Source organism: Erwinia psychrophila (assembly GCF_039023475.1).
Taxonomy (GTDB): domain Bacteria; phylum Pseudomonadota; class Gammaproteobacteria; order Enterobacterales; family Enterobacteriaceae; genus Erwinia.
The window spans coordinates 70,108-82,829 of the sequence record NZ_JBCHVB010000001.1; the positions used below are offsets into that span (position 1 = coordinate 70,108).

Sequence of the window (12,722 nt, forward strand, 5' to 3'; positions counted from 1 at the left end):
CCGCTTTCCATCGGGCTGTTTCCTCTCTTTTTTTTCTCATCCGCCGTGCAACCGGCGGATTCCCCAATAAAGATCCCTTCCAGCCTGCCGATAATAAAGCCAAATGGCCCTTTACAGAGGTAGATATGTTCAAACGTATGAAAGTGGTCACCGGCCTGGTCGGTGTCCTTATTTTGTTTGCGGTTTTACAGCTTGGTACCGGTGGTCTTTTCTTTAATACCGTTAAAAACGACAAAGAAAATTTCGCCTTTAACCAGCGGCTGCGGGATTTGCAGCAGGCGATGGGCACCTCATGGGTTTCGCTGGTCCAGGCGCGTAACACCCTGAACCGTTCCGGCATCCGTTATTTGCAGGACGCGACGCAGTCGGGCTCCGGCACAACGGTGAAGGAGCTGCTGGCGGAAGCTGCCCAGGAGCTGGATCGCGCGGATAAATCTATGGTCATTTTTAATGCCAACCTGTCTGAAAAAGGGAAAACGGCTGAGAACATCAGGCAGCTGCATGCGGACTATAAACAGCTGCATACCGCCCTCACCGAACTGATTGTGATGATGGAAACCGGCAGGTTTGACGAATTTGTCGCTCAGCCGACGCAGGGTTATCAGAATCAGTTCGAAAAGACGTACAACTCCTGGCTGGAAACCAATAACCAGCTGACGGCACAAGGCGTGGAAACCAACGAAAACGCTTACCGGCATACGTTGTGGATACTGTTTGCCGTCGCGCTGATCACCCTGGCCGTCATTGCGCTGGCCTGGCGCGGTATTCAGAATATTTTGCTGCGTCCGCTAAAAAGCAATATCGACCACATCCGTCATATTGCCCGTGGCGATCTTACCCAGTCCATTGAGGTGGAAGGGCGCAGTGAAATGACGCAGCTGGCTGAGAGCCTGCGCGAAATGCAGCAGGCGCTGGTACGCACCGTCAGCGACGTCCGCGATGGCTCCGACGCTATCTTTACCGGCGCGAGCGAAATCTCCGCGGGTAACAACGATCTCTCTGCCCGCACTGAACAGCAGGCAGCCTCGCTGGAACAAACGGCGGCCAGCATGGAAGAGCTGACCGCAACGGTTAAGCAGAACGCCGAAAACGCCCGTCAGGCCTCTCAGCTAGCGCTCAGCGCCTCCGAGACCGCACAGAAAGGCGGCAAAGTGGTCGATGGCGTAGTCAAAACGATGAGCGATATCGCGGGCAGTTCGAAGAAGATTGCGGATATTACCAGCGTTATTGACGGCATCGCTTTCCAGACCAATATCCTGGCGCTCAACGCGGCAGTGGAAGCGGCCCGTGCAGGCGAGCAGGGACGCGGCTTTGCCGTGGTCGCCGGCGAGGTTCGTAGTCTGGCCCAGCGCAGCGCCCAGGCGGCCAAAGAGATTAAAAGCCTGATTGAAGATTCAGTTGCCCGCGTAGATACCGGCTCGGTGCTGGTCGAGAGCGCGGGTGAAACCATGTCCGATATCGTCAGCGCAGTCACCCGCGTCACCGACATCATGGGCGAAATTGCGTCCGCCTCTGGTGAACAGAGCCGGGGTATCGATCAGGTTGGCACCGCCGTGACGGAAATGGACCGCGTCACTCAGCAAAACGCCTCGCTGGTTGAAGAGTCCGCCGCCGCCGCGGCTGCGCTTGAGGAGCAGGCTAGCCGGCTGAGCCAGGCCGTCGCCGTGTTTCAAATCCGTAAAGAAAATGTCATCCAGGCCGTTAATGTCATTAAGACGGTAAAAAACGAGCCGGTCGCCTCGCGTAAAGCGCTGGCCGCACCCGCTTCAGAAGATAACTGGGAAACCTTTTAACTGACTTTTAGCCGCCCGGATGGGGCGGCCTTGCCAGGGAGACTTTGATGTTTAGTCGGATTCGCATCTCCACCACAATCGTTTTTTTACTGGGCCTGTTTTGCGTCATGCAGATTGTTGCCAGTGGTTTGTCGTTTAACTCGTTCCGCCAGGATGCGCGCAATATGCATCAGGTAGAAGCCAGCGGTGCGCAGCGTGATGCGCTCGGTCAGACCTGGGCCGCGCTGCTGAGCGCGCGCCTGACGCTGAGCCGGGCCGGAACACGCGCTGCGCTTAGCGTTCCCCGCGATAAAGTCACAAGTTTGATGACAAAGGCTCAGGAAGATCTGGATGCTGCCGATAAAGCATATAAGGCCTTCGAAGCGTATCCGGTAGCCGACGCGGCAATGAATAAAAGCATCAAAGTCGTCTATGACAATTATGCCCAGGAGCTGGCCCAGCTGATTGTCTATTTGCAGAACTATCAGCTACAGGATTTTCTGGATTCACCGACGCAGGGCGTTCAGGACAAGTTTCAGGCCGAATATGGCCGCTGGATGCAGCACTTCGACCGGGAACGTATGGCTGCCAGCGAAGCGAGCAGCGGTTTTTACACTCAGTCAAAAGTGATTTTCCTGATGGCCGTTGTGCTGTCACTGGCTGTCGCGCTGGCCGGGATGGTGTGGGTACGTAACGCCGTCATCGCCCCACTTGCGCTGATGCGCGGTCATTTTGAACGCATCGCCTCAGGCAACCTCGGCGGAACGATTGTCGCCGAAGGCCGTAATGAACTGAGCCAGCTCTTTATCAGCCTGAAGGCGATGCAGCAGGCGCTGGCAGAAACCGTCAGCAGCGTACGCGACGGCAGTCAGGTGATGCAGACGGGCATCCGGGAAATCGCCTCAGGCAATAACGATCTCTCGGCCCGTACGGAGCAGCAGGCGGCTTCACTGGCGGAAACGGCGGCCAGCATGGAGCAGCTCACGGCAACGGTGACCGGGAACGCTGAAAACGCCCGGCAGGCGTCACAGCTGGCGAAGGAGGCATCGGTCACGGCGCATAAAGGCGGTTCGCTGACTGGTAACGTCGTTGCCACCATGAATGAGATTGCGGGCAGCTCGAAGAAAATTGGCGATATCACCAGCGTCATTGACGGCATCGCCTTCCAGACCAACATCCTGGCGCTGAACGCGGCCGTGGAAGCGGCCCGCGCCGGCGAGCAGGGAAGGGGATTTGCGGTGGTCGCGGGTGAAGTACGCAGTCTGGCCCAGCGCAGCGCGCAGGCGGCCAAAGAGATTAAAGGGCTGATTGAAGAGTCAGTCAGCCGGGTCAGTCAGGGTTCCGTGCTGGTCGCCTCAGCGGGTGAAACGATGGACGAGATTGTCCGCTCGGTGACGCGGGTCACCGACATTATGGGCGAGATCGCCTCCGCCTCCGACGAACAGCGGCGCGGAATAGAGCAGGTGGCAGATGCCGTCAGCCAGATGGATCAGGTTACACAACAGAATGCCGCGCTGGTAGAGGAAGCGGCAGCAGCCACAGAAGCACTTGAAGCACAGGCAGAGCATCTGACGGGCGCAGTGAGCAAGTTTTCACTCAGCGACGCAGACATGCCGGACCAGGTTGCCACGCAGGCCAGCAGGGAATATGACTTAGCTTTAACCCCATAGACTGCAATTAGCAGGGTGAATCTGGATGAAAAAATCGACGTTGTTAGCGCCGGCGGAAAACGCAACGCTGCTGGGCCAGATGGCACAGCGCCTGCCGTTATCCGATACCCATTTCAGGCGTATCAGTCAGCTGATTTATCAGCGAGCCGGTATTGTACTGGCCGATCACAAGCGGGAAATGGTTTACAACCGGCTGGTTCGCAGGCTGAGGATGCTGGGCATCGACGATTTTGGCCGTTACCTGGCGCTGCTGGAGAGTGATTCCAACAGTCCGGAGTGGCAGGCGTTTATCAACTCGCTGACCACGAACCTGACGGCATTTTTCCGTGAGGCGCACCACTTCCCGATTCTGGCCGAGCATGCTAAACGGCGCAGCGGCAACTTTAACGTCTGGTGTGCCGCGGCCTCAACCGGGGAGGAGCCTTACTCCATCGCGCTGACGCTGGCGGAAACGCTGGGCAGCGGCCCGGGGAAATTCCAGGTGCACGCTACCGACATCGACACTCAGGTGCTGGAGAAGGCGCTGGCTGGCGTTTATCGCCAGGAAGAGCTGCGGACGCTTTCGCCGCAGCAGATGCAAAAGTTTTTCTTTCGCGGCACGGGCCCCCACGCCGGTATGGTGCGGGTACGCCCCGACCTGGCGAACATGGTCTCTTATGCCCAGCTCAATTTGCTGGCTAATGAGTGGGCTGTCCCCGGGCCGTTTGATGCCATTTTCTGCCGTAACGTCATGATCTATTTTGACAAAGAAACGCAAGAGAAGATTTTACGGCGCTTTGTGCCGATGCTGAAACCCGGCGGCATCCTGTTTGCCGGTCACTCGGAAAACTTCAGCCAGATTAGTAAAGAGTTTTATCTGCGCGGCCAGACGGTCTACGGACTGACTAAGGAAAGATGATGGGTAAAATCAGAGTGTTATGCGTTGATGACTCCGCACTGATGCGTCAGCTGATGACGGAAATTATCAACAGCCATTCAGATATGGAAATGGTCGCCTCGGCGCCCGATCCGCTGGTGGCACGCGATCTTATCAAGCAGTTCAACCCCGACGTGCTGACGTTGGATGTGGAAATGCCGCGTATGGACGGCCTCGATTTTCTCGAAAAACTGATGCGTCTGAGGCCGATGCCGGTCGTGATGGTCTCCTCTCTGACCGGAAAAGGTTCGGAGATCACGCTGAGAGCGCTGGAGCTTGGCGCGGTGGATTTCGTGACGAAACCTTCGCTCGGGATCCGTGAAGGCATGCTGGGCTACAGCCAGATGATTGCCGATAAGGTACGCGCAGCTTCCCGCGCCAGGCTGCAAATGCGCGGCCCACAGCCAGCCCCGACAATGCTGAAAGCGGGCCCGCTGTTAAGTAGCGAAAAGCTGATCGCTATCGGCGCATCTACGGGGGGGACTGAAGCGATCCGTCATGTGCTTCAGCCGCTGCCTGCGACCAGCCCGGCGCTGATGATTACTCAGCATATGCCGCCAGGCTTTACCCGCTCCTTTGCGGAGAGGCTGAATAAGCTGTGTCAGATTACGGTAAAAGAGGCCGAGGACGGTGAGCGAATTCTGCCCGGCCATGCCTACATCGCGCCCGGCGCGATGCATATGGAACTGACGCGTAGCGGCGCGAACTATCAGGTCAAGCTGAATGAAGGGCCGCCGGTAAACCGCCATAAGCCCTCGGTGGACGTCTTATTTAAGTCAGTGGCCCAGTATGCCGGTCGCAACGCCGTAGGCGTGATCCTGACCGGGATGGGCAACGACGGAGCAGCTGGCCTGCTCGAAATGAACAAAGCTGGTGCCTGGACCATCGCTCAGAACGAAGCGAGCTGTGTGGTCTTTGGTATGCCCCGCGAGGCAATTGGCCTCGGGGGCGCCAGCGAAGTGGTGGATCTCCACCAAATCAGCCAGCACATGCTGGCAAAAATTAGCGCCGGACAGGCATTACGTATATAACGCAGCGCCCGTCCGCGGGGCTACACAAAACAGGAGTAAGTATGGCTGATAAAAATATGCGGTTTCTGGTGGTCGACGATTTCAACACGATGCGTCGTATCGTCCGTAACCTGCTGAAAGAACTGGGCTTCAACAACGTTGAAGAAGCAGAAGATGGCGTTGACGCACTGTCGAAACTGCGTGCCGGCGGGTTCGACTTCGTGATCTCCGACTGGAACATGCCCAATATGGACGGCTTGCAGCTGCTGCAAACCATTCGTGCAGACGCTGCGATGAGCAAGCTGCCCGTGCTGATGGTGACGGCAGAAGCGAAGAAAGAAAATATTATCGCGGCTGCTCAGGCGGGAGCCAGCGGCTACGTTGTTAAACCTTTTACGGCAGCCACTCTTGAAGAGAAGTTAGGTAAGATCTTCGAAAAGCTGGGTATGTAAGGAGCCGAGATGACCACTATTCCGACACCAAATGTTGATGCGGCCTCTGCACAAGGCATCATCACTCGCATCGGTTCACTTACGCGTATGCTGCGCGACAGCCTGCGTGAGCTGGGCCTGGATCAGGCGATAGCCGAAGCGGCTGAAGCCATTCCTGATGCGCGCGATCGACTGGACTACGTAGTGCAAATGACCGCGCAGGCGGCAGAGCGAGCCCTGAACTGTGTGGAGGCTTCGCAGCCACGGCAGACGCTGATGGAAAATGGCGCGAAAGACCTGAAGGGGCGCTGGGATGAGTGGTTTGAACATCCTGTCGATCTGGCCGACGCCCGCACGTTGGTGTCGGATACCCGTGGTTATCTGGAAGCCGTGCCGGAGCATACTGCGTTCACTAACGCTCAGCTGATGGAAATCATGATGGCGCAGGATTTCCAGGACCTTACCGGTCAGGTGATCAAACGCATGATGGACGTTATCCAGGAGATTGAGCGTCAGCTGCTGGCGGTGCTGCTGGAGAATATGCCAGAACCGGCGTCGCGTCCTAAAAAGGATGCGGACAGTCTGCTCAACGGACCGCAAATTAACGGTACGGCACCGGGCGTAGTGGCGAACCAGGATCAGGTTGATGACCTGCTGGACAGCCTCGGATTCTGATCCTCAGCCGCGCCGGCGGCATACAAGTTATACGACTCCCTGAACAAGGGGACGGCTTCTGCCGTCCCCTTTCTCCGCTATCCGCAAAATAACCCCCCTTTTACGCGTTTACTCGCGCCATCATTGCTGCGCGGATTTGGCATGCTAGCCGCTGAAATTTCGCATTGAGGTAAGCTGCCGTGTCCCAGGACAGCGACGAGGAAAAGACCGAAGACGCCACACCCCACCGAATAGAAAAGGCGAGGGAAGAGGGGCAGATTCCGCGATCGCGGGAGCTGACCTCCGTCCTGATGCTGGTGGCGGGGCTGAGTATTTTATGGCTGAGCGGCCTCACGATTGCCAGGAAACTTGGCGCTCTGCTGGCCGACGGCCTGAAGTTCAATCATACGGTCGTCAGCGACAGCAGCCTGATGCTGCACCAAATTGGTTACCTGATCCCGCAGGCTGTTTTTGCGCTGTTGCCGATGATGGCCGGACTGGTACTGGTCGCCATCGCCGCGCCAATGCTGCTCGGTGGGGTTCTCATCAGCGGCAAAGCAATCAAGTTTGATATGGGCAAATTAAACCCGATCAAAGGGCTGGGAAAGTTGTTTTCCGCGCAGTCGGCGGCGGAACTGCTTAAGGCGGTGCTGAAGGCGATACTGGTGGGCTGTGTAACCTGGCTCTATCTGCGTACCCACTGGCCGGAGATGCTGAGGTTAGTCAGCGAGTCGCCGTTTAATGCGCTGGCCAGCGCCCTGAATATGATCGCCATGTGCTGTCTGCTGATCGTCCTTGGGCTGTCGCCGATGGTAGGGTTTGACGTCTTCTGGCAGATCTACAGCTACTACAAAGGGCTGCGCATGACCCGCCAGAATATTCGTGACGAATACAAACAGCAGGAGGGCGATCCGCATGTGAAAGGTCGCATCCGGCAGCAGATGCGGGCCGCGGCCCAGCGACGCATGATGTCTGACGTGCCGAAGGCGGACGTGATCGTCACCAACCCGACGCACTACTCGGTGGCGCTGAAATATGACGAAGGCAAAATGAGCGCCCCTAAAGTGGTGGCGAAAGGCGCCGGTGAGATTGCGCTGCGCATTCGTGAACTGGGCAAAGAGCACCGTATTCCCCTGCTGGAAGCGCCGCCACTGGCGCGTGCGCTCTACCGGCATACTGAGATTGGGCAGCATATTCCGGGCACGTTATATGCCGCTGTAGCAGAAGTGTTAGCCTGGGTCTGGCAGCTCCGTCGCTGGAAGCTGGAGGGAGGCCTGGCCCCGAAAAAACCTGACAATTTACCGGTGCCGGAAGCGCTGGACTTTGGCTCAAGAGAAGAAGACTGATGGCGAATCTGGCCGCACTATTGCGCTTACCGAATTTTAAAGATACCCAGTGGCAGGTTATGGCCGGGCCGGTATTGATCCTGATGATCCTGTCGATGATGGTGCTGCCGCTGCCGGCCTTCATCCTCGACTTGCTCTTCACCTTTAATATTGCGCTGTCGATCATGGTGCTGTTGGTGGCGATGTTTACCCAGCGCACGCTGGAATTCGCCGCCTTTCCAACCATTCTGCTCTTCTCCACGCTGTTACGCCTGGCGCTGAACGTCGCCTCTACGCGTATTATCCTGATGGAAGGACATACCGGCGGCGCGGCGGCAGGCCAGGTCGTGGAAGCCTTCGGGCACTTCCTGGTGGGCGGCAACTTCGCCATCGGTATCGTGGTATTTATCATCCTCGTTATCATTAACTTTATGGTTATCACCAAAGGTGCGGGCCGTATCGCTGAAGTTGGCGCGCGCTTTGTTCTTGACGGGATGCCGGGCAAACAGATGGCGATCGACGCCGACCTGAATGCCGGCCTGATTGGCGAAGACGAAGCGAAACAACGCCGCTCTGATGTGACCCAGGAAGCTGACTTTTACGGTTCGATGGACGGTGCAAGTAAGTTTGTGCGCGGTGACGCCATCGCGGGCATCCTGATTATGGTGATCAACGTGGTGGGCGGCCTGCTGGTAGGGGTTATCCAGCACGGCATGTCCGTTGGCAGCGCTGGTGAAACCTATACGCTGCTGACCATCGGTGACGGCCTGGTAGCTCAGATCCCGGCGCTGGTAATCTCCACCGCAGCGGGCGTTATCGTTACCCGTGTCGCGACCGATCAGGACGTTGGCGAGCAGATGGTAACCCAGCTGTTCAAAAACCCACGCGTAATGATGCTGAGTGCGGGCGTGCTGGGCATGCTGGGCATGGTGCCCGGGATGCCGAACTTCGTCTTCCTGCTCTTCACGGCGGCGCTGCTTGGCCTGGCCTGGTATCTCAGGGGCAAAGAGACTCAACCGAAGGCGGAAGTGCCGGTTAAGCCCCGTCAGACTGAAACGGCGGCCACGGTAGAAGCCTCCTGGACCGACGTCCAGCTTGAAGATTCGCTCGGGATGGAGGTGGGCTACCGTCTGATCCCGATGGTGGATAACACTCAGGATGGCGAACTGCTGGGACGTATCCGCAGTATTCGTAAAAAATTCGCTCAGGAGATGGGGTTCCTGCCGCCGGTGGTGCACATCCGTGACAATATGGATCTGCCACCCGCCCGCTATCGCATTCTGATGAAGGGTGTGGAAATTGGCAGCGGTGACGCCTATCCGGGGCGCTGGATGGCGATCAACCCTGGCACGGCGGCGGGCACTTTACCGGGTGAAGCGACGGTCGATCCGGCCTTTGGCCTGGCGGCAGTCTGGATCGATAGCGCCCTGAAAGAGCAGGCGCAGATTCAGGGCTTCACCGTGGTGGAGGCGAGCACCGTGGTCGCCACCCACCTCAATCACCTGATTGGGCAGCACGCCAGCGAGCTGTTTGGCCGTCAGGAAGCGCAGCAGCTGCTGGATCGCGTGACCCAAGAGATGCCAAAGCTGACGGAAGATCTGATCCCTGGCGTCATTACATTAACGACGCTGCATAAGGTACTGCAAAACCTGCTTCTGGAACGCGTTTCTATGCGTGATATGCGCACCATTATTGAAACGCTGGCCGAGCACGCGCCCGTGCAGAACGATCCGCATGAGCTGACCTCTGTCGTGCGCGTTGCGCTGGGCAGAGCCATTACCCAGCAGTGGTTCCCGGGTAACGGCGAGGTGCAGGTTATCGGCCTGGACAGTTCGCTGGAGCGCCTGTTGCTACAAGCGTTGCAGGGCGGCGGCGGGCTGGAACCTGGCCTCGCCGATCGTCTGCTGGCGCAGGCGCAGGGAGCGCTGAATCATCAGGAGTCGCTGGGGGCGCCGCCGGTATTGCTGGTGAATCATCCTCTGCGTGCGCTGCTGGCCCGCTTCCTGCGTCGTAACCTGCCACAGCTGATGGTGATCTCTAACCTTGAGCTGACCGACAACCGTCAAATCCGTATGACCTCAACCATCGGAGGGCAGTAATGAAAAGCGCTGCACTGCTGCTGGCGCTGGTTCTACCCGGCGCGGCGATGGCCGGTGGTGGCTGGCAGGCCAGTTCACCCGGCCCGGGGATCGGTAACCGCGGTGAGATGGCCACGTCGCCAGCGCTCAGCCCGGCAGAACCGGTTACCGGCGTGATGACAGAGATAGCCTGGCGCTATGTGCTGACCGGCCCGCCTCCATCCGGCCTGCGCGCCTGGCTCTGTGCGCAAAGCCGCTGCGTGGCGCTGGAAGGCGCCAGCGGAACGACGCGCGGCCTGACTAATATTAACGCGGGAGAGAGCCTTCATTTTGCCTATGGTGTCCAGGGCAAGGGAAGGCTGCCGCAGCCGCTGCGCGTACTGAGTAACCAGGTGATGGTTAACTACCAATAAAAAAGAGGCAATCGATGATTGCCTCTGAGTTCTGCGCCTGCTGCGGGAGTACCGGTCGAAAGTAAAGACGCAAAAAGCGTCGTCCCTGACAGCTCGGCCCGCGCCGTCCATGGCGCGGGACGCTTTACAATCGACCGGTACTCCCTTCGCTTTAACCTTATTTGCCGTTTGCTAAGAGAATCACGGCTTACTTCTTTACCCATACGAATCTGGAAAGGGCGTTACATCCTTTCTACTGTCTCAATGCCCAGCGTATCCAGACCCAGCTTCAGCGTTCTTGCCGTCAGCAGCGCCAGCTTCAGGCGGCTCTGTCGGGTCGCCTCATCCGCAGCCGACAGAATCGGGCAGTGCTCGTAAAAGCCGGAGAACAGGCCTGCCAGATCGTAGAGATAAGCACACATCACGTGCGGCGTGCCGTCGCGGGCAACCTGGGTAATGGTTTCATCAAACTGGAGCAGGCGTACGGCCAGCGCGGCTTCACGATCTTCTGCAATGACGGTTTTCCCGGTCACTTCAGATTCCGCGATGCCCGCCTTGCGGAAGACGGAAAGCACGCGGGTATAGGCATACTGCATATAGGGCGCGGTATTGCCCTCAAAGGCCAGCATGTTATCCCAGTCAAACACGTAATCGGTGGTGCGGCTTTTGGACAGGTCTGCATATTTCACAGCACCAATGCCCACGCTGTTGGCCAGCGCCTTCAGCTCATCGGCCGGCATATCGGGGTTCTTCTCGCGAACCAGTTGGGTTGCGCGTTCAACCGCTTCATCCAGCAGATTGGAGAGTTTAATGGTGCCGCCAGCGCGGGTCTTGAACGGCTTGCCATCCTTGCCGAGCATCATGCCGAAGGCGTGGTGCTCAAGCGGTACGGACTCAGGCACGTAGCCCGCCTTACGGACGATGGTCCACGCCTGCATCAGGTGCTGATGCTGGCGTGAATCAATATAATAGAGTACGCGATCGGCCTTCAGCGTCTCATAGCGGTACTTGGCGCAGGCGATGTCGGTGGTGGTATAGAGATAGCCGCCATCTTTTTTCTGGATGATAACGCCCATCGGGTCGCCATCTTTGTTTTTGTATTCATCCAGGAAGACAACCGTTGCGCCTTCGCTCTCTACCGCCAGACCTTTGGCTTTCAGATCGGCCACGATGCCGGGCAGCATGGCGTTATAAAGACTTTCGCCCATCACGTCATCGCGGGTCAGCGTCACGTTCATACGGTCGTAAACGATCTGGTTATGCGACATGGTGATATCAACAAGCTTTTTCCACATCTTGCGGCAGTACTCATCGCCACCCTGAAGCTTGACCACGTAGCCGCGCGCACGCTCGGCAAACGCCGGATCTTCGTCATAGGTGCGCTTCGCTTCGCGGTAGAAGTTTTCCAGATCGGAGAGGGCGATCTCTGCGTGATGTTCGCTCTGCTGCTTCTCAAGGAAAGCGATCAGCATGCCAAACTGCGTTCCCCAGTCGCCCACATGGTTGGCACGGATCACGTTATGGCCGAGGAAGGAGAGCGTGCGGACTGCGGCATCACCGATGATGGTCGAGCGGACGTGGCCCACATGCATCTCTTTGGCGACGTTTGGCGCGGAATAGTCGATCACCACCGTCTGCGGGGCTACCGGCGCGACGCCCAGTCGCGGCGCATCGATAACGCTGTCCACCTGCGCTGAAAGCCAGCCGGCGTCGAGGAAAAGATTGATGAAGCCCGGACCCGCGATTTCAACCTTGCTGACAATCCCCTGAAGATCGAGATGCCTGAGGACTTCTTCCGCCAGCTGTCGGGGCGCCATGCCCAGTTTTTTGGCCACGGCCATGATGCCGTTTGCCTGGTAATCACCAAACTGTGCCTTGGCTGACTGCCGAACCTGCGGTTCACAGTCGGCCGGGGCGCCTGCTGCGATCATCGCCTGACTGACTTTTTCTGAAAGAAGAGCCTGAATATTCACCGGGTTACCTTAATATGCTGAAAAGGCCCGCGCTGGTTGCGCGGGCCGCCTGCCTCAGCGAAGCCCGTCAGCAGAGCGATCTGCTGCAGAAGGGCACCGCTAAAAAATAAGGGGAAAAGTATACTGCATTTTTGTCCCGGTTATCCAGGAACCTGACGGGGGATATCAGGGGCAGTCGCGGGCGGGAAACCCATTAACGCAGTTTCCCGCCTGAGAGAGGAATCAACGGCGACGCTGGGGCCGGTGAGGACTGGCGATGGTGGTTTTTGTGTTACGAATCTTCCAGTGGCGTACCAGAGCAAACCCCATCATCGCGATCAGCACTGCGACAAATATCAACATGAGCATGATGCTATACCTTTCGGGAAAACCGGGATAAATTCAGAAGCAGGAAGAATACGTTATACTATGCCGCTTTGTATTTAAGAATTGTCGCATTGTATAGCTTATCCCAAATTAAAACAGACAGTTAAAAGTACCTTCCTAAAGAAAAGTCTGGTA

The 12,722-nt window shown here is 57.6% G+C and carries 11 protein-coding genes; 9 read left to right on the top strand and 2 right to left on the bottom strand.

The features are described from left to right. Window positions 1–125: 125 nt before the first annotated feature. From AAH446_RS00335 to flhE, 9 genes are all read left to right on the top strand, one after another. Window positions 126–1,793, top strand: a complete 1,668-nt coding sequence (locus AAH446_RS00335; protein ID WP_342904743.1) for a methyl-accepting chemotaxis protein — start codon at window positions 126–128, stop codon at window positions 1,791–1,793. A 47-nt stretch (window positions 1,794–1,840) separates the two neighbouring features. Further along, the gene (locus AAH446_RS00340) at window positions 1,841–3,442 is read left to right on the top strand and encodes a methyl-accepting chemotaxis protein (protein WP_342904744.1); all 1,602 of its coding nucleotides are present in this window, start codon (window positions 1,841–1,843) and stop codon (window positions 3,440–3,442) included. Window positions 3,443–3,467: 25 nt separating this feature from the next. After that, entirely contained in the window at window positions 3,468–4,340 is an 873-nt protein-coding gene (gene cheR, locus AAH446_RS00345; RefSeq protein ID WP_342904745.1) for a protein-glutamate O-methyltransferase CheR, read from the top strand. Continuing rightward, window positions 4,340–5,389 (top strand): protein-glutamate methylesterase/protein-glutamine glutaminase, encoded by a 1,050-nt coding sequence (locus tag AAH446_RS00350; protein ID WP_342905777.1) that lies wholly within the window; start codon window positions 4,340–4,342, stop codon window positions 5,387–5,389. The genes cheR and AAH446_RS00350 overlap by 1 nt, the downstream gene beginning before the upstream one ends. 41 nt (window positions 5,390–5,430) lie before the next feature. Next, on the top strand, window positions 5,431–5,820 hold the full coding sequence (cheY, locus tag AAH446_RS00355) for a chemotaxis response regulator CheY (protein WP_342904746.1): 390 nt from the start codon (window positions 5,431–5,433) through the stop codon (window positions 5,818–5,820). 9 nt (window positions 5,821–5,829) lie between these two features. Then, window positions 5,830–6,474 (top strand): protein phosphatase CheZ, encoded by a 645-nt coding sequence (cheZ, locus tag AAH446_RS00360; protein ID WP_342904747.1) that lies wholly within the window; start codon window positions 5,830–5,832, stop codon window positions 6,472–6,474. Window positions 6,475–6,653: 179 nt separating this feature from the next. Continuing rightward, window positions 6,654–7,799 (top strand): flagellar biosynthesis protein FlhB, encoded by a 1,146-nt coding sequence (gene flhB / locus AAH446_RS00365; protein ID WP_342904748.1) that lies wholly within the window; start codon window positions 6,654–6,656, stop codon window positions 7,797–7,799. Continuing rightward, window positions 7,799–9,877: a flagellar biosynthesis protein FlhA gene (gene flhA, locus AAH446_RS00370; protein ID WP_342904749.1), complete on the top strand. Its 2,079-nt coding sequence runs from the start codon at window positions 7,799–7,801 to the stop codon at window positions 9,875–9,877. Before flhB ends, flhA begins: the two co-directional genes overlap by 1 nt. Next, window positions 9,877–10,269: a flagellar protein FlhE gene (gene flhE, locus AAH446_RS00375; RefSeq protein WP_342904750.1), complete on the top strand. Its 393-nt coding sequence runs from the start codon at window positions 9,877–9,879 to the stop codon at window positions 10,267–10,269. Before flhA ends, flhE begins: the two co-directional genes overlap by 1 nt. 221 nt (window positions 10,270–10,490) lie before the next feature. Here flhE and argS read toward each other — a convergent pair whose 3' ends face one another. Then, the gene (argS, locus tag AAH446_RS00380) at window positions 10,491–12,221 is read right to left on the bottom strand and encodes an arginine--tRNA ligase (protein ID WP_342904751.1); all 1,731 of its coding nucleotides are present in this window, start codon (window positions 12,219–12,221) and stop codon (window positions 10,491–10,493) included. Between the two features lie 222 nt (window positions 12,222–12,443). Then, complete coding sequence (locus AAH446_RS00385) at window positions 12,444–12,569, bottom strand: hypothetical protein (protein ID WP_342904752.1); 126 nt, start codon at window positions 12,567–12,569, stop codon at window positions 12,444–12,446. Window positions 12,570–12,722 lie beyond the last annotated feature (153 nt).

Excerpts from the sequence above, each read along its gene's own strand:
- AAH446_RS00335 (WP_342904743.1), top strand. The coding sequence starts at position 126 with ATGTTCAAACGTATGAAAGTGGTCACCGGCCTGGTCGGTGTCCTTATT.
- flhA (WP_342904749.1), top strand. The coding sequence starts at position 7,799 with ATGGCGAATCTGGCCGCACTATTGCGCTTACCGAATTTTAAAGATACC.
- AAH446_RS00385 (WP_342904752.1), bottom strand. The coding sequence starts at position 12,569 with ATGCTCATGTTGATATTTGTCGCAGTGCTGATCGCGATGATGGGGTTT.
- cheZ (WP_342904747.1), top strand. The coding sequence starts at position 5,830 with ATGACCACTATTCCGACACCAAATGTTGATGCGGCCTCTGCACAAGGC.
- cheY (WP_342904746.1), top strand. The coding sequence starts at position 5,431 with ATGGCTGATAAAAATATGCGGTTTCTGGTGGTCGACGATTTCAACACG.
- cheR (WP_342904745.1), top strand. The coding sequence starts at position 3,468 with ATGAAAAAATCGACGTTGTTAGCGCCGGCGGAAAACGCAACGCTGCTG.
- flhE (WP_342904750.1), top strand. The coding sequence starts at position 9,877 with ATGAAAAGCGCTGCACTGCTGCTGGCGCTGGTTCTACCCGGCGCGGCG.
- AAH446_RS00350 (WP_342905777.1), top strand. The coding sequence starts at position 4,340 with ATGGGTAAAATCAGAGTGTTATGCGTTGATGACTCCGCACTGATGCGT.
- AAH446_RS00340 (WP_342904744.1), top strand. The coding sequence starts at position 1,841 with ATGTTTAGTCGGATTCGCATCTCCACCACAATCGTTTTTTTACTGGGC.